Below are 15,901 nucleotides of genomic sequence, written 5' to 3'. Positions count from 1 at the left end.
AGGCCGGCCGATATTTCCCCGAGCTTACGAATATGCGCCGAATGGCAGTGGATTGAGCGCCCGATCAGCGCCCCGCGCTTGATCTGGCAGGCGAGGCAGGCTTTTGTGCAGACAACCCTTGGCTTTGGCCCAAGCGGACAATCCGGCAAACACATACAGGACGGCCCGTGACACATCTGGAAGACAATGCCCGCGATCTCGCCGATCGACTTCTCGCCGGCTATAGCGGAACGCGGCTGTTGGCGGCGGTTGCCGGGGCGCCGGGATCTGGAAAATCGACGCTGGCCGAGGCAATTGTCGAGGAGATCAATCACCGCCAACCGGGGCTTGCGGCCGTTTTTCCCATGGATGGCTTCCATTTTGACGATGCTGTTCTCTCCGATATGGGCCGGCTTGCCCATAAGGGCGCGATAGAAACATTTGATGCGCACGGGTTTCGTCACATGCTGGCGCGGTTGAAGGCCAATGAAGACGATAGGATCGCGGTACCGGTTTTCGATCGTGCGCTCGAGATTGCCCGTGCCGGCGGTCGGCTGATCCCGCAGGCCACAGGCATCATCGTCTGCGAAGGAAATTACCTCCTGATGCAGGATGAGCCCTGGGATCGCCTGAAGCCAATGTTCGACCTCACCGTGCTTGTCGATGTCGATGGTGACGAGTTGCGCCGCCGGCTGGAACAGCGCTGGGCGGGCTTTGGTCTTGACGCCGAGACGATCCGCCAGAAGCTCGACGGCAATGATATTCCCAATGGCATGGCGATCCTGGCGCGTAGCAGCGAACCGGACATTCGCATCCAGAACTGAGTTCTACGTTCAGCGCATAGTGGCGACGCTTGGCTTTGCGTCAAACGCATGGGTGCATCCATGCTTTGGCGGTTCTCAATCATGCGGTCCATACCCATTTGAGATCCATGCAGGGTGCGCACCGTAGCGACGCCCGCTTTCACCTATTTTCGTGAAATTTGGAAACGAAAGGGATCGTTATGTCGATCGCACGCACTTTTAACAATTGGCGCCAATACCGCCGCACCATCGAAGAACTGTCTCGTTTGAGCAGCCGCGAGCTTCAGGACATGGGCATTAACCGCTCGGATATAGACGCCGTGGCCCGCGGCAGAGGTCGTGGCTGAGCAGGTGGTGTGTTTGGGCCAGGATTGTCGCCCAATGCCTCTTCACGAAGCACCTACGATTTCGTGATATTCGCTAGGCGCATAGCTGCAGTGCAGCATTGTGCCTAGGAATCCTGCGGGAAGGGCCTATATTCAAATCATCGAAGCGGTGCACCTCCTCCCGCTAAGCTTCGAGTGCCAGGCAAGCTTTCCTCCTCCCAATCTTGCCTGGGGAACAGCAGCACCTCCTCCTCCCAGGTTGCTGTTCGGTTATTTTCGGAAAGCCTGCCGCACCTCCTCCCGCGGCAGGCTTTTTCGTTTTACGGCCCGTTTTGGGTCAATGGCCCAACTCACCGTCTTCAATTTCGCATTCCTTTGATCTTAGGCGCTGGAACTGTCGCAGATTTGCGCCAGATCACGGCAAGAGACGTCTGACCATGCATCCTCACATCTGGGCGGAAGCGTGCTAGGCTGTGGATGTCGCGATGCTTTGGGAGGAGTGAATGCGCCAGGATGCAAATCATTCAGATGTTGTCTATGCAACAGCGGCCCGCTCTGCGGCGGTGATTGCCTCGCCCGTGGCGGCCTCCTGGCGTCGGTGTCTGGATCTGCACCGCCTGGCACCTGAGCAGGATAGCAACCCGCTGCGGGTCGATGACCAGGTTTTCCGCGAGGCCTTTGAGCGTATGGAGCCGGTGATCCGCACCTGCGCCGATGAAATTGACCGATTGTACGAACTTGTTGGGCGCTCCGGTTGCTGCATCATCCTGTCTGACCGGCAGGGCATTGTCGTCGATCGTCGCAGTGCTACGGGTGATGACGAGGATTTCCGGCGACTTGGGCTGTGGCGCCAGCATATCTGGAGCGAGGCGAGTGCCGGAACGAACGGCATCGGGACTGCGCTTGCCGACGAGCGGGCGGTCATCATTCATCGTGACCAGCATTTTCTCAGCGCCAATACGGGCCTTTCCTGCGCGACAGCGCCGATCCGCGATCATCTGGGCCGGGTGTCCGGAGCGCTGGATGTATCGACATGCCGTCACAGTGTGGATGAGACGACGCTTTCCATTGTCTCCCAGGCCGTCCGAGAGGCGGCGCTACGCGTCGAGGTCACCCTGTTTCGCCAAGCCTATCGGACCGCACGCCATGTCATGGTGCCGGGTGCTTCGATGATGTCGGCGCTGCTGGCGGTCGATCAGGATGATATTGTGGTGGGCGCAACGCGTGCCGCCCGTCTTGCGTTAAAGCTCGACGATCTGCGGATTGCCCAGGGTCTTGTCGCCTCAGATGTGCTGCGCGAGGATCGTGGGGATAAGGGCAGCGATCTTCAGGATGCCGAACGCGCCGGCTTGCGGCGCGCCCTGTCGCGGGCAAGCGGCAATGTGTCAAAGGCTGCACAGATTCTGGGTATCAGCCGCGCCACCATGCATCGCAAGCTCAAGCAGTTCGACCTGCAATAGGCAAAGCCAGTGTCTCAGGTCTGCGACACTGTGCGCTGCAGCACTGGGACGCATGTCTTCAATTGCGCGGCAAAGCTCGTCATCATCCCCACATCGGCCCGAGGAGGGGCCTGATCCACAGGGAGGATGACGTCCATGAATATCCAGGTCCAGACGATTGCCGCGTCGCCGTTCAGGCTATCCTACGGCAATTTCATTGGCGGTAAGTGGCATGAGCCGGTCAATGGTCGAACATTTGCCAACCACACCCCTATCACCGGACAGAAGCTGTGCGATGTTGCTCGCTCGGATGAGGCCGATATCAATCTGGCGCTTGATGCCGCGCATGCGGCCAAGGATAAATGGGGCCGGACATCTGCCACCGAGCGGTCCAATATCCTGAACAGGATCGCCGACCGGATGGAAGCCAATCTCGAGCTTCTGGCGCGCGCCGAAACCTGGGACAATGGCAAGCCACTGCGGGAAACCATGGTGGCCGATATTCCGCTGGCCATCGACCATTTCCGCTATTTCGCCGCCTGCGTGCGCTCTCAGGAAGGCACGATCGGCGAAGTGGACCATGAGACGATTGCCTATCATTTCCATGAGCCGCTTGGCGTCGTCGGCCAGATCATTCCGTGGAATTTTCCGATCCTGATGGCCGCCTGGAAAGTGGCGCCGGCGCTGGCTGCCGGCAATTGTGTGGTGCTGAAGCCTGCCGAGCAGACGCCGGCCTCGATCCTTGTTCTCGCCGAACTGATTGCCGATCTTCTGCCGCCGGGTGTCTTCAACATCGTCAACGGTTTTGGTCTGGAGGCGGGCAAGCCGCTGGCCACCAGCCCGCGCATTGCCAAGATCGCCTTTACAGGCGAAACCTCGACCGGCCGGCTGATCATGCAATATGCCAGCCAGAATCTCATTCCGGTGACGCTGGAACTGGGCGGCAAATCGCCGAATATCTTCTTCGAAGATGTCATGCGCGAGGATGACGATTATCTCGACAAGGCGCTCGAAGGCTTTGCCATGTTCGCGCTGAACCAGGGTGAGGTCTGCACCTGCCCCAGCCGCGCGCTTGTGCACGAGAAGATCTATGACCGCTTCATGGAAAAGGCGATTGCCCGTGTCGAAAAGGTTGTCCAGGGCGATCCCCTGTCCATGTCCACAATGATCGGTGCACAGGCGTCTTCCGAGCAGTTGGAGAAAATCCTGTCCTATATCGATATCGGCAAGCAGGAAGGGGCCGAGGTTCTGACCGGCGGCTATCGCAGCCAATTGGCCGGCGATCTGGCTGGCGGCTATTATGTGAAGCCGACCGTCTTCAAAGGCCACAACAAGATGCGGATTTTTCAGGAGGAGATCTTTGGCCCCGTTCTGTCCGTCACCACGTTCAAGGACGAAGCGGAAGCGCTGGAACTTGCCAATGATACGCCCTATGGCCTCGGCGCTGGCGTCTGGAGCCGTGATGCCAATACCTGCTATCATTTCGGCCGCAACATTCATGCCGGCCGTGTGTGGACCAATTGCTATCATGCCTATCCGGCCCATGCTGCCTTTGGCGGCTACAAGCAGTCGGGCATCGGGCGTGAAACCCATAAGATGATGCTCGACCACTATCAGCAGACCAAGAACATGCTGGTCAGCTATTCTCCCAAGGCGCTCGGCTTCTTCTGACAGTCTATCCTTCAAACGCAGACAGAAGGTCCTCGTGCAAGCGGGGGCCCTCTGTCGTCGCAACTACATTCAATCGGGGCTTTGCAAGTGCCCCGCCTTCGGCCATATCGGAGATGGAAAGCGGCTACCGTTGCGGTGCCGCGCATTGACGGATGAGGAGATGCCGCATGCAGCCGATCTGGGCCGTTGGACTGATGACTGGCACTGTGCTGGACGGCAAAATCGATGTGGCGCTCCTCAAAACCGATGGCGAGCGCATTGACAGTTTCGGTGCCTATCGGCTGGCACCCTATGCGGCGCCTGTGCGTCAACTCCTGGAAGAGACCTTGGTTGAAGCGCGCCGCTGGAATTTCGAAGGCCCGGAGCCGGCGATTTTCGCAGCTGCACAGGAAGCATTGTCGCGAGCGCAGTCGGCTGCCGTTCTCGACCTGTTGGCTTCAGAAGGTTTGTCACCCCATGAGATCGGTGTCGTTGGCTTTCATGGGCAGACCGTTTTGCACCGGGCGCCGCAGCCAGGCCGGCCCGGTGCAACGCGCCAGCTTGGCGATGGCGCGCTGATGAGCCGGTTGGTCGGCGTGCCCGTTGCCTATGATTTTCGCTCGGCGGATGTGGCAGCAGGCGGGCAGGGTGCTCCGTTGGCGGCTGTCTATCACGCAGCTCTTCTGCGCGGTGTCGCGGGAGCCGGCGAGGCAGCCGTGCTCAATCTTGGCGGTGTCGGCAATATTACCTGGACAGACGGCAAGGACCAGTTGGTCGCCTTCGATACGGGACCGGCGAATGCGCCCATCAATGATTTCGTCAAGCGTCACGGTGCAGGCGAGATGGACCGCGATGGCCATTTGGCCGCAGCAGGTCGGGTGGACGAGGAGCGGTTGGCGCGTCTTCTGCTGCATCCCTATCTGACGGCTGCCTATCCGAAATCGCTGGATCGTTTTGATTTCACCGCCGATATGGCGGGCGATCTGGGGCTTGAGGATGGTGCCGCAACCCTGACGGCCTTTACTGCATCAGCGGTCGGCAAGGCGCTGGATCTTCTGCCGATCCGACCGAAGACGCTGATCGTCAGCGGTGGTGGACGCCATAACCCTGCGCTGATGGCGATGTTGAAAGAGCGGGCGTTTGTGGATGTGCTGCCCGCCGAGCAACATGGCTGGCGCGGCGATGCCGTGGAGGCCGAATGCTTCGCCTTTTTAGCCGTGCGGGTGCTGCGCGGCCTGCCGCTCAGTTTCCCTGGTACGACGGGCGTGCCAGCGCCAATGACCGGCGGCCGACTGGCAGGCATGGAGTGATGCACCGGGGCCGGCCCCGATGCAATCTATATCCTGTACGGCGGTCGGTTTAACGCATCAGTCCGGCGCTGCGCAGTGCTTGCTCGATTACCGTCTGGATACTGTTATTGGCAGCCGGCGGCTGAGGCTTGGCGGGTGCTGCCTTGGATTTGGCTTTGCTTGCGGGCGCCGCCTGACGGTCGGCTTCCTTCGTCACCAGCCCCCAGAAATGCGCTGTGCCGACAGTTGCCGACAGACCGGCATCCAGCATGAAGGGGCCCGGCTGCTCATAGCCCAGCGATGGATCAAGCGGCGTTCCGTGCCCCATGCCGGAGAGCTGGAAGAATTCCATTACCTCTGCACCATGACGATCGGTCCAGACATGGCGCTGATGCCGCCCGATCTGTTCCATCCGGTTCGGTTCCTGCGACAATTCATGCACGCCGCGCCATTGGGCAAGGCTTGCGGCAGCATTGGCCTCATGCACGGTCGTGTCACTGTCGCCATGCCAGACGGAAAGCTTCGGCCAGGGTCCGTCATGATCGGAGGCATCACGCAGGCGGGCCTGGAGATCCGGCTCCGAGGGAAGCCGTTGGCCGCGCATGCAATCAAAGGCCTGCGAAACGGAACTGGCCACGCCGAAGGGCAGGCCTGCGACAATGGCGCCGCCGGCAAACAGTTCCGGATAGGTCGCCAGCATGACATTGGCCATGGCGCCACCGGCCGACAGGCCCGTGACGAAAATCCGTTTCGGATCGACACCATGCGCCTTCACGACTGTTTCGATCAACTGGCGGATTGACAATGCTTCACCTGCATCGCGCGCAGTGTCTTGCGGCGAAAACCAGTTGAAACAGAGATTGGGATTGTTCGACCGCGACTGCTGCGGGTAAAGCACCAGAAAGCCCTGTTCCTCAGCCAGCCGCGACCAGCCGGAGCCTTCGTCATAGCCGCCGGCATTCTGTTGGCAGCCATGCAGCACAACGACAAGCGCAGGCTTTTTCGGCGCAACCGAGGGAATGGCCAGAAAACCCGACAATTGTCCAGGATTGGATCCCGATGGCTCGACAGGCACCAGCCAATTTATGACCGGCGCAACGTTTTCGGGCTGGTTGCTCAAACGGGCAAGCCGTTCGAGCGTATCTGATAGTGATCTCATCATTGCCTCCTGGCATCAATGCCAAAATGGCCTGACGGTACGGATGCTAACGCCTCAATAGCATAAATGTTGCTGCGCTGCACAATAAAACATCCGCATGTCGGCCCTGGCGGGCCGATATGAATGGCTACTTGGCCTTGAACAGCCAGACCTTGCCGGCCATGGTGATGCGATGCGGGGCTTCAGCCTCGTCGCCCGCATGTTCCAGGCTCTCGACAAAACCGTGACGCTTCAGTTCTTCCAGCGTGCCGGTGGTGAGGAACTTCACCTTCTGCGGGCGCTCCTTGAAGCGATCGGTGCGGGCATAGGTGATGGTGGCATTTTCATGCGTCCAGCGGTTCTGCTCCTGCAGAAACAGGTCGCCATCCTTGGCAAGTTTCAGGCCGCGGACCTGGGTCGGCGTCAGAATGATCGCGTCGCTGGGAAGGGCGGGCGCGGCGTTGGTCTTGGTTCTCAAAACGGAAGGTCCTTGATCCTAGTCTATGGAAGATGGTGAGGAAGGTCGCCGCGTCTGCGGCAGTCGCCTTGCCTTAACTCAGGTCGTCTGGCGCATGGGCGCTATCATTGCCGCATCGCGGAACGAAACCAGCCGCTTGGCATTTTCGTCCCACAGTACGAGCTTGACGCAGGCAATGCTCTCTCGCACCGTGATCCGCCCCAGATTGCCCAGTTGCGGATAGTCACGCAGCACTTCGGGCAGGCGGTAATAGGGAATGCGGCTGGCCAGGTGATGTACGTGATGAATGCCGATATTGGCGGTCATCCAGCGCAGCACGGGCGGAAGGTCGTAATGTGATGCGCCGTGCAGTGCGGCTTCCGGGAAATTCCACTCGTCGGCTTCCGACCAATGGGTTTCCTCGAACTGATGCTGAACGTAAAACAGCCAGATGCCGGCAGCAGCAGCCAGAAGCACCACAGGCAGGTGGACGGCCAGAAAGCCGTAAAGCCCGACTGCCCAGATAAGCAGGCCGAACAGCAAGGCGATCGCGGCATTGGTTGCCATGGTGGAAACCCATGGCATGGCCCCCTTGTTCATCAGGCCAAACGGCAGGCGCTGCTTGATGAGGAAGACCCAGGCAGGCCCAATGCCGAACATGACCAGCGGATGGCGATAAAGCCGGTAGTTCAGCCGGCCAAACGGTGAAAGCGCCTGGTATTCGGCAACTGTCAGCGTGCTGATGTCGCCGATGCCACGTTCGTCCAGATTGCCGGCCGAAGCGTGATGAATGGCATGGGCGCGCTGCCAGTAATCGTAGGGCGTCAGGGTCAGCACGCCAATGATGCGGCCGGTCCAGTCGTCGAGCCGGCGTCGACCGAAGAAGGAGCCGTGTCCGCAATCATGCTGGATCATGAACAGACGCAGCAGGAAGGCCGATGCGGGAAGTGCAAGCAGCACGCCCCACCAAAAACCAAAGGCGACGCTGACATAGGCGCCTGCCCAGAACAGGAAGAGGGGAACAACGGTCACCGCAAGTTCCAGGATGCTACGATCCATCAGCGGTTTGCGGTAACGCGACAGAAGTTTCAGCCAGGCACCAACATCTTCCGGCGCCGGCGATGACGCCGCTTCTATTCTGACATTGACGTTCATGAACTCGTTCCGTTGCGGGCCCTCATGCCTCTCATTGGCAGGGTGCCCAGACCTATCAGCCCTGACGGGCCTTGCGTGCCGCATAGCGGCGATCTCGTTCAGCCTTGCGGGCAGCTTCATCAGCCACGACGCGAGACACGCGGCTGTCGATTTCGGCTTGGCGCGCCAAAGCCTCGGCCTTCTCATCAGCCTCTGCTGCGGCTACGCGTTCGGCAGCTTCGCGTGCTTCACGCTCGTTTTCAGCAGCGCGCAACGCATCACGTTCAGCGCGACGCGCTTCGCGTGCGGCAGCGATTGCCTCGCGGGCGGCAAGGCGCTCGCGCATTTCCGGGTCAGTCGCCTTGGGGGCAGTGGCGAATTTCGCCAGCAATTGCTTCTTGGCCTCTGCCGCTGCGGTGCGGCGCTCAGCAAAGCCATTGTCGTTCGGGTGTCTCAACGTGTCGTCCTTGTCGCGGAAAATGATGGTTCGCGGGAAATGTGTGGTCGCACCGCAGGCCATTCATGCCTGCAAAGTGCCGATCAAGCCTTTGCCTGATATGGAAAAAGGCCAGACACATGCCTGACCTTCTCGACAACCCTTGCGCTCACCCATGCCAGTACATCCGTGGTCATAGGTGGCGTCGAGGTTCTTTAGGCGGCCTGGAGCTGGCCGGCGGACATTTTGCCCGACTTGCGGTCACGCTCAAGCTCGAAGCCGAGCTTCTGACCTTCAACGATCGAGCTCATGCCGGCGCGTTCAACAGCCGAGATGTGAACGAATACGTCCGCACTGCCATCGTCCGGCTGAATGAAGCCGAAGCCTTTGGTGGCGTTGAACCATTTTACTGTGCCAGTGGCCATGATAAACCCTTTCATAGCAGTTTTGATGACCGCCACACGACGCGCAGCGGATACTTTTTCGACTTTTTGAAAGGAAAGTTCGTCACGAAGCGCAAAGCGCAGCAAAAACAAAGATCGGCAAACAAAGTATCGATGAGCCTTACATAGGTGAACCTGCCGCCGATGTCAACTTTTTGTTTCGTCCCGCTGATGGAGTACAATCTATGCGAGTTCATTTCGCGCTTAGCACGTGGTGTCGGACCGACATCTTCGTGCTGCCGCAAGTAAACCCGTTTTCCGATAAAGCGTGCTGGCGTCAACGCAGCGGGCGAAGGATTTCGGTCAACACCCGCCGCATCTGACTCATCGGCAGTTCCGCTTGGCCAGAGGACGGCACAAGGCCGCCTTCGAAGCCATGGGACCGGAAGCGCTCCATCAGTGCTCTGTCGCGGCTGATCACATGCAGTGGTACGGCGCGTGAAGCCTCGGTGCCGGTAACAATGGCTGCCGGCTGATGGTCGCCAAGCACGATAAACAGGGCGTCCTGTCCGTATCGGCTGATGTAGTCACCGAGCGTTTCCAATGAATAATCCACAGTACGGATATAGTGGGTGCGGATCTTGTCCGGATCGGCCCAGACCTGCGTTGGTGTTTCGCCAGCGGCCGCCTGTTCGTTGAAGATCGTTCCGTTTCCAATGCTGTCCCAGTCGATCAGATGCGGGATTGGCGTCCAGGGCGCGTGGCTGGATATCAGCGCGATTTCGGCCATGACCGGCTTTCGGTCCGGTCTGTCACGCACCATGCGCTGAAAGGCCGATAGCGTATACTGGTCGGGCATAGTCATCCAGTTGAACGGCTTTCCCCTGTAGCCAAGATCTTTCTCGGCCAAAATCCGGTCATAGCCGTACCAGGCGGCTTCCGGCCAATCCATGGTAATGGCCGGCATCACGGCAATGCTGTCCCAGCCGGCATCGGAAAAAAGCCGGTTGAGGCTCGTTCGCCCGCTCATCATCAGCCGGTCGTAGCGTGATTGGCTGTCGATCCAGAGGCCGGAGAGAAAGGTGCCGTGGGCAAGCCAGCTGAGGCCCGCAATTGTGGGCGAGCCGATCCAGCGGCTGGCCATCGAGAAACCGGCGTTCTCCAATTGCTGCGCCATCTTATCCAGCCGCTCGCCAATCATTGGTGCATAAAGCGGGTCTTCAAGGGCGCTTCTGCCGTAGGATTCAACGAAGATCAGGATCACATCTCGGCCCTTGACCGCTTCAAAGATGGGTTTCTCATCCTTGGCTGGGTCGGCGCCAGCCAATTCGACCTCGAAGCGGCGCATATCGGCAACCGAGCTTGCAATCAGGACCAGTCGATCGGACAGATAGCGTGCGGCGCTGAATTCGATGGGTGGCAGGGGCAGGTTCGCGACAAGTGACGGTCTGGCGATTGCCATGCTGCCGGCTGCAGCCAGAGCCACAACAGGAAGGAGAAGCACCATGCGGGGTCTGCCGGACCCTGCCGTCATGCGGCGCATGGCATGGCTGATTAGCCCAAGAATGGCAAGGAAGGCGGCGAGAATGGCGCTGCAGGCAAGCGCAGCTTTGGCCAGTCCGAGGCTGCCGGACAGAAGGTTCCAGCCGTCCTTCAGCATCTTCCCGTCGAGATAAGGGTTGAACGGACGCTGGAAGGCTGCTTGCGTGCCCAGATCCGCAAGCTTCAGACACAGGATGAGACCCAAGGCGATCAAGATAAGTGCAATCGGGAGGCCGCTCAGCCGGCGGGGGATCACCAGCAACAGAAGACCAAGCAGGATAACCTCCAGCGGAAGCCGGAGAAAGGTCTCAAGGCTGAGCGCGTCCGGATGATCCGGCAGATTGAGGATCGCGCCGGTAACCAGCGCAAACAGCATGAACCAGACGGGGACGGGCCACTGCCTTGTCGGCATTGAATGTCGTCTACTCGGATTGGGCATCGGGCCGGTCCAGTTGCATGATTGCTGCGTAGCGGAGCGTAGTTATTCCTTCTATCTTCGGGGAACCCGGTTTCTCCATGCCCGAAAGGCAAAACTTGTGTCGCTTGCCCGGCTTGCCGCCAGTCTTCTGTTGATCTGTCTTGTTGCTGCACTTCTGCTGCAGGTCGATCTGGATGCTGTCCTGTCGGCGCTTGGAAAAGTGTCTCTTGGTCATGTGGTGGCCGGTCTGCTGCTCGTGCAGGTGCAGATCGTCGTCTCCGCCCTGCGCTGGCATTTTACCGCAAAGCGTCTCTCCTTTACCATCGCTCGGCTTGATGCGATCAGCGAATATTACGTCGCAAGTGCGGTCAACCAGTTGGCGCCGGGCGGCGTGGCGGGTGATGCGCTGCGCGCCTATCGCCTGCGCGATGGGGAGCCGGGTGGCTTTAAACGCTCGGCAAAGACCGTCGTGTTTGAAAGATTGTCGGGACAGCTGTCCTTTTTCGGCTTTTTTGCGCTTGGCCTGTTCTTCTGGCCACTTCTGCGGGGCCAGGCGTTGATAGGTGGCGGCATCCTGCTGCCGGTGCTTGCCGGCCTGTCGGGTCTCATTGTCGTTCTGATGCTTGTCGCCAGACGCTTCAAGGGGTTGGGTCAAGAGTTGCAGGCCGTCTTTGTCATTCGTTATGCCTGGGCGGTGCAGGCCGGCCTCAGCCTCACCGTCATGCTTGCCTATGTCGGGCTTTTCATGCTGGCGGCACATGCAGTGGGCGCGCCTTTGCCGGCGATCGGCGCATTGACCGTGGTTCCCGCCTGCCTGATTGCCATGCTCATTCCAACCGGTCTTGGCGGCTGGGGAACGCGCGAAGCCGCAGCTGCCGCGCTCTGGCCGATTGCCGGGCTCAGCGGTGCCGATGGTGTTGCGGCAAGCCTTGTCTATGGTGCGCTGGCGCTCATCGGTGTCGCTCCGGGGCTCGTCATTCTGTTGGCGAGCATACGGCGGCGCAAAGGCCATGAACTGCCGACCCGGCGCCATGCTGCTGATCAAGACGAAAGCCGCGCATAGATATCACCCGAGGGGTCTGATACCGGCAATCCCGCCAGCACATGCCGCAGTTCAGCAGCTGTCAGCCATTGCGAATGCACAAATCTGTGCTGTTCAGCCACCACGCGGTTATAGCGGTAGTCTGCAAGGCGTTCGACAGCATCCAGCGCCTGCAGCGTCAGCTCCGGCATGGGTGGCAGATATTCAAAGGCTATCAGCGGTATGGGCTGCGTGGCGCCCCGGATGATATCGGCCTCGGCGCCTTCCACATCGATCTTGCAGAAAGCCGGGCTGCCATAGCGGCGTATCAACTCGTCCAGCGTCACCATGGGTACCGTGATGGTCTGGTCCCAGGTTACCGATTGAAAGCCCTCGGCACTTTTGGCTTTGGCGAGGAAATCGGTGGATATGCTGGTGACTGTCGGGTGTCGGCTTGAAATGTGCAGTTCGATTTCGCCGCTCTCGCGCCCGACGGCGACGCGCTCAAAACCTTCCAGCTCGCGGGAAAAATGCTTTTCAATAAAATCGGCAAAGGCTGGCTGCGGCTCGATGGCCACGACACGGGCGCCAAGTGACAAGAGAGTTCGGCTGCGGCTTCCCACATGCGCGCCAATATCGAAAACCAGCTGGCCGGGCTTTACGAGGCCGCGATAGAAGCGCTTCAAGCTCCCGCGGCGCCAGGGCATGCCGTAATAGATGGCTAGCGAACGGGCCATGCCGAGCGACGTGGCAAGTGAGCCATTCATGGCCGGTGTTCCTTCCTCAGCAGAAGATGGATCGTATCGACAGCGAAGGAATAGACCAGCAGGCTAAGTGCCAGCGCGCATAGGATGCCGGAGACAGGTTGCGTGACGAAGGGCAGCATCACACCGCAGAGTGCCGCCACCTGGACGACGCAGATCAGCTTGCGCCGGAATGATTCCGGCAGTTCCTCTCGAAGCAATGGGAGAAACCACTGCGCCATCACGAAGAGATAGCGTAGCGCACCGATCAGCAGCACCCATGGCCCCGCCTTGCCCAGCTCGGTTGCCGCTACCGACAGGATGAGAATGAGAAACGCATCCAGTTCCATGTCGAAGCGCGCACCGAGGGCCGAGGCCTGGCGAAAGCGCCTTGCGAGATAGCCGTCAACGCCATCCAGAGAAAGCGCAAACATTACCGCGCCGCAGGTCGCCCAGATCATATGATCGAAGTGTTCGGCGCGGAACGTATCGGAAAACAGAACGACGGCGCCGACCATGCTGATCAGGCTTGCGCGCAGGGCCGTGACGATATTGGCATAGCCGAACCGCGGATGCCGATGCTGCGGCAAGCCGAGGAGAACCAGCACGAATATGACGGCAAGAACGCCGCCGGCAACGAGGGGGACATGTGGTTCGATGGACAGATTGGCGGCGGCAAGACCCCAGATCAATACAGAGGCCACATAGACAGAGGCTAAAACCTTGAGCGTATTGACCAGCAATCCGCCATCGTGACCTCTGTCTTGACGGCCAGGGGGCCCGTGGGAGCCCGGCCGTCCCTCATCGAAGCTCACCATCTGCGGATCTCCTGCGCGCTTTACAATGTGGTTACTCTGCGGCAATCAGCGTGTCGAGTTCCAGCATATGGCCGGCGCGCAAAGTCTTGGTGCGCAGATAGTTCTCGTTTTCATTCGTCACGCGGCCCGTCACGGCTGTGCGGGAATGGACGATAATCCCGCCATCGCGCAGGGCCGCGATCTTTGTCGGGTTGTTGGTGTAAACCACGACTTCCGAAATCGACAGGAGCCGCAGCATGGCAAGCGCTGCCTCATAGCGGCGGTGATCCTCGGCAAGCCCGAGTTCGGCATCGGCATCAATCGTGTCGAGGCCAAGGTGCTGATAGCCATAGGCGCGCATCTTGGCGCCGATGCCGGTGCCGCGACCTTCCTGGTCGAGATAGATCAGCACGCCGCCGCCGGCCTGCTTCAAAAGGTCGAGGCCGTTGCGCAGCTGGTCGCCGCAATCGCATTTCAGCGAGCCGCAGAGATCGCCGGTGATGCAGGAGGAATGCACGCGGATCGGCACCGGCTTGGTCACATCCGGCTTTCCGACGACGATCGCCACCTGATCCTTCTGCGCCAGTCCGCCGCGAAACACGACGAAATCGCAATCGCCATGGTCCTTCAACGGAACGCGCGTGCGAACCACCTGCTGAAACTCCTGGCGGGCGATGCCGGTTTGCGTCAGGCGTGAGGCATGCAGGCTGCAGCAGGCGCTAAACAGCGATTTTTTCTGCGAGATATCGGCAATGATCATGGCCGGCAGGAGGAGTGCGGTGCGGGCAAGTTCTGCGGATCGCGAGGCAAGACTTTCGGCCGGAGCGTAGTTGCCCGGACGTTTTGCATCGAGCGCATAGGAAAGCCTTGAGGCCTCGTCAAAGCTCATGCCAGCCAGGGGAACGGTCACGTCCGTCATGGTCTTAATGCCCAGCCGGTTTGCACGCTGCCGGGTCAGAAGCAGACGATGCGAGCCTTCGACCACGCCTGAAAACTGGTCATAAAGTGCCGGTGTCACGGCATCGAGCGCCAGAACGGCAAGGCTCTGGTGATCTTCCTCGAAAATCACCGGGCGCCCGAAGCGCAACTCGGATACGGCGCGTTCGACCTCTGCGGCGGGGTTGGCAAAATCGATGGCAAATGGGCTCTTGGACGTCATGATAGCCTCCTTGACTGCTTAGTTGGCGTTACGCCCAGCAAAAGCCAACGGATTGCCATGTGAACATAAATTAAATTTGATGCTCAAAGGACGGGCAATTCCATTTGCCTGCTCTACATAGCGCTGCCCAAGCCTGTCGAAGACCACCTGATCGACTTGCCCAACCGGATAGAGCCATGATCGTTCCATCGCAACCGCCTGACCTTGCTTCAAAACTGCCTGCCGCTCGTGCCCTTTGGTTTACCGAGCAGGGCCGTTGCGCAATTCTGGACGAACATCTGCCTGCTTTGACGGGTGGAGACCTATTGGTGCGCACGCTCTATTCAGGCATCAGCCGGGGAACGGAAGCCACGGTGTTTCAGGGGCTCGTGCCACATTCGGAGTATGAGCGGATGCGCGCACCTTTCATGGCGGGCAGTTTTCCGTTTCCGGTCAAATACGGCTACTGCGCTGTGGGTGAAGTTCTGGACGGCGAGGCAGAACTCGTCGGCGCACGCGTCTTCTGCCTTCATCCGCATCAGGATTATTTCGTGGTGCCCAAGACCGCCGTTACCGTTCTGCCGGAAGGACTTGCGCCCGAGCGCGCGGTTCTGGCCGCCAATATGGAAACTGCGCTGAATGTCGTCTGGGATGCCGAAATCCGGCCGGGTGATCGCGTGGCAGTCTTCGGGGCGGGTGTCGTTGGCGCGCTGACCGCGCATCTTGCCGCCGGGGTGCCGGGCACGGAAATGCTGCTGGTGGATCCGGATCTGGAGCGCGCAAGCCTTGCCAATGGGCTGGGTCTTTCCTTTGTGGCACCCAACGGGCTCGACGGAGAATTCGACGTGCTGATCAATGCGTCCGGCGCGTCGGCGGCTCTTTCCCTGGCGATCGATCATGCAGGCCTCGAAGGGCGCATCGTCGAGGCGAGCTGGTATGGCGAGCGCCAGGCCACTCTGTCGCTGGGCGGAGCCTTTCACTCACGGCGGCTTTCCATCAAGAGTTCTCAGGTCGGCCATGTCTCGACCAGTCAGCAACCGCGCTGGCCCTTGTCGCGCCGGTTGTCGAAGGCGCTGGATCTGCTGGCCGATTCGCGTCTGGATGCCCTGATTTCCGGTGAGACCGCCTTTTCTGATCTGCAGGACATTTACCCCCGTATCCTCCATGCAACCTCCACGCTCTGCCATCGCGTGCGCTACGAATAAGGA

General features: G+C 59.9%; 16 protein-coding genes. 7 read left to right on the top strand and 9 right to left on the bottom strand.

From position 1 onward, the window contains the following. Window positions 1-167: 167 nt before the first annotated feature. The 5 genes from E8M77_RS02210 to E8M77_RS02190 all read left to right on the top strand — a co-directional run bounded on the left by E8M77_RS02210 (window position 168) and on the right by E8M77_RS02190 (window position 5,507). Window positions 168-803, top strand: a complete 636-nt coding sequence (locus E8M77_RS02210; protein WP_137128982.1) for a nucleoside/nucleotide kinase family protein — start codon at window positions 168-170, stop codon at window positions 801-803. 179 nt (window positions 804-982) lie between these two features. Further along, the gene (locus tag E8M77_RS02205; protein WP_137128981.1) at window positions 983-1,129 is read left to right on the top strand and encodes a DUF1127 domain-containing protein; all 147 of its coding nucleotides are present in this window, start codon (window positions 983-985) and stop codon (window positions 1,127-1,129) included. 482 nt (window positions 1,130-1,611) lie between these two features. Further along, window positions 1,612-2,568, top strand: a complete 957-nt coding sequence (locus tag E8M77_RS02200) for a GAF domain-containing protein (RefSeq protein WP_137128980.1) — start codon at window positions 1,612-1,614, stop codon at window positions 2,566-2,568. A gap of 135 nt (window positions 2,569-2,703) precedes the next feature. Further along, the gene (gene adh / locus E8M77_RS02195) at window positions 2,704-4,218 is read left to right on the top strand and encodes an aldehyde dehydrogenase (protein WP_137128979.1); all 1,515 of its coding nucleotides are present in this window, start codon (window positions 2,704-2,706) and stop codon (window positions 4,216-4,218) included. A gap of 167 nt (window positions 4,219-4,385) precedes the next feature. Beyond that, window positions 4,386-5,507, top strand: a complete 1,122-nt coding sequence (locus E8M77_RS02190) for an anhydro-N-acetylmuramic acid kinase (protein ID WP_137128978.1) — start codon at window positions 4,386-4,388, stop codon at window positions 5,505-5,507. A gap of 49 nt (window positions 5,508-5,556) precedes the next feature. On the opposite strand, the gene E8M77_RS02185 is transcribed toward E8M77_RS02190, so the two are convergent. The 6 genes from E8M77_RS02185 to E8M77_RS02160 all read right to left on the bottom strand — a co-directional run bounded on the left by E8M77_RS02185 (window position 5,557) and on the right by E8M77_RS02160 (window position 10,988). Beyond that, window positions 5,557-6,645 carry a PHB depolymerase family esterase gene (locus E8M77_RS02185; RefSeq protein ID WP_137128977.1) on the bottom strand — a complete coding sequence of 363 codons (1,089 nt, stop codon included), beginning with the start codon at window positions 6,643-6,645 and terminating at the stop codon, window positions 5,557-5,559. A gap of 127 nt (window positions 6,646-6,772) precedes the next feature. Next, entirely contained in the window at window positions 6,773-7,102 is a 330-nt protein-coding gene (locus tag E8M77_RS02180; protein ID WP_246659092.1) for a hypothetical protein, read from the bottom strand. 78 nt (window positions 7,103-7,180) lie between these two features. Then, window positions 7,181-8,236 (bottom strand): fatty acid desaturase, encoded by a 1,056-nt coding sequence (locus tag E8M77_RS02175; RefSeq protein ID WP_137128976.1) that lies wholly within the window; start codon window positions 8,234-8,236, stop codon window positions 7,181-7,183. A gap of 55 nt (window positions 8,237-8,291) precedes the next feature. Further along, on the bottom strand, window positions 8,292-8,672 hold the full coding sequence (locus tag E8M77_RS02170; protein ID WP_137129171.1) for a DUF6481 family protein: 381 nt from the start codon (window positions 8,670-8,672) through the stop codon (window positions 8,292-8,294). Window positions 8,673-8,866: 194 nt separating this feature from the next. After that, window positions 8,867-9,076, bottom strand: a complete 210-nt coding sequence (locus tag E8M77_RS02165) for a cold-shock protein (protein WP_037085395.1) — start codon at window positions 9,074-9,076, stop codon at window positions 8,867-8,869. 295 nt (window positions 9,077-9,371) lie between these two features. Beyond that, on the bottom strand, window positions 9,372-10,988 hold the full coding sequence (locus E8M77_RS02160; protein ID WP_246659091.1) for a sulfatase: 1,617 nt from the start codon (window positions 10,986-10,988) through the stop codon (window positions 9,372-9,374). Window positions 10,989-11,112: 124 nt separating this feature from the next. On the opposite strand from E8M77_RS02160, the gene E8M77_RS02155 reads away from it, so the two are divergent. Next, a complete protein-coding gene (locus tag E8M77_RS02155; protein WP_246659090.1) occupies window positions 11,113-12,057 on the top strand; it encodes a lysylphosphatidylglycerol synthase transmembrane domain-containing protein in 945 nt (314 codons plus the stop codon). Here the strand turns inward: E8M77_RS02155 and E8M77_RS02150 are convergent. The 3 genes from E8M77_RS02150 to ribA are packed head-to-tail and all read right to left on the bottom strand — an operon-like array spanning window position 12,036 to window position 14,714. Then, a complete protein-coding gene (locus tag E8M77_RS02150; protein WP_137128973.1) occupies window positions 12,036-12,782 on the bottom strand; it encodes an FkbM family methyltransferase in 747 nt (248 codons plus the stop codon). The two genes, E8M77_RS02155 and E8M77_RS02150, sit on opposite strands and share 22 nt — an antisense overlap. Then, entirely contained in the window at window positions 12,779-13,576 is a 798-nt protein-coding gene (locus E8M77_RS02145; protein WP_137128972.1) for a CDP-alcohol phosphatidyltransferase family protein, read from the bottom strand. The genes E8M77_RS02150 and E8M77_RS02145 overlap by 4 nt, the downstream gene beginning before the upstream one ends. 31 nt (window positions 13,577-13,607) lie before the next feature. Next, complete coding sequence (gene ribA / locus E8M77_RS02140) at window positions 13,608-14,714, bottom strand: GTP cyclohydrolase II RibA (protein ID WP_137128971.1); 1,107 nt, start codon at window positions 14,712-14,714, stop codon at window positions 13,608-13,610. A 176-nt stretch (window positions 14,715-14,890) separates the two neighbouring features. On the opposite strand from ribA, the gene E8M77_RS02135 reads away from it, so the two are divergent. Next, complete coding sequence (locus E8M77_RS02135) at window positions 14,891-15,898, top strand: zinc-binding alcohol dehydrogenase (RefSeq protein WP_137128970.1); 1,008 nt, start codon at window positions 14,891-14,893, stop codon at window positions 15,896-15,898. The last annotated feature ends 3 nt before the right edge of the window (window positions 15,899-15,901 follow it).

Source organism: Rhizobium sp. FY34 (assembly GCF_005222845.1).
Taxonomy (GTDB): domain Bacteria; phylum Pseudomonadota; class Alphaproteobacteria; order Rhizobiales; family Rhizobiaceae; genus Neorhizobium.
The sequence above is the reverse complement of the archived record's forward strand: the minus strand, read 5'-3'. Positions and strand labels throughout refer to the sequence as shown.

Excerpts from the sequence above, each read along its gene's own strand:
- E8M77_RS02205 (WP_137128981.1), top strand. The coding sequence starts at position 983 with ATGTCGATCGCACGCACTTTTAACAATTGGCGCCAATACCGCCGCACC.
- E8M77_RS02200 (WP_137128980.1), top strand. The coding sequence starts at position 1,612 with ATGCGCCAGGATGCAAATCATTCAGATGTTGTCTATGCAACAGCGGCC.
- adh (WP_137128979.1), top strand. The coding sequence starts at position 2,704 with ATGAATATCCAGGTCCAGACGATTGCCGCGTCGCCGTTCAGGCTATCC.
- E8M77_RS02190 (WP_137128978.1), top strand. The coding sequence starts at position 4,386 with ATGCAGCCGATCTGGGCCGTTGGACTGATGACTGGCACTGTGCTGGAC.
- E8M77_RS02185 (WP_137128977.1), bottom strand. The coding sequence starts at position 6,645 with ATGAGATCACTATCAGATACGCTCGAACGGCTTGCCCGTTTGAGCAAC.
- E8M77_RS02175 (WP_137128976.1), bottom strand. The coding sequence starts at position 8,236 with ATGAACGTCAATGTCAGAATAGAAGCGGCGTCATCGCCGGCGCCGGAA.
- E8M77_RS02165 (WP_037085395.1), bottom strand. The coding sequence starts at position 9,076 with ATGGCCACTGGCACAGTAAAATGGTTCAACGCCACCAAAGGCTTCGGC.
- E8M77_RS02160 (WP_246659091.1), bottom strand. The coding sequence starts at position 10,988 with ATGCCGACAAGGCAGTGGCCCGTCCCCGTCTGGTTCATGCTGTTTGCG.
- E8M77_RS02150 (WP_137128973.1), bottom strand. The coding sequence starts at position 12,782 with ATGAATGGCTCACTTGCCACGTCGCTCGGCATGGCCCGTTCGCTAGCC.
- E8M77_RS02145 (WP_137128972.1), bottom strand. The coding sequence starts at position 13,576 with ATGGTGAGCTTCGATGAGGGACGGCCGGGCTCCCACGGGCCCCCTGGC.
- ribA (WP_137128971.1), bottom strand. The coding sequence starts at position 14,714 with ATGACGTCCAAGAGCCCATTTGCCATCGATTTTGCCAACCCCGCCGCA.
- E8M77_RS02135 (WP_137128970.1), top strand. The coding sequence starts at position 14,891 with ATGATCGTTCCATCGCAACCGCCTGACCTTGCTTCAAAACTGCCTGCC.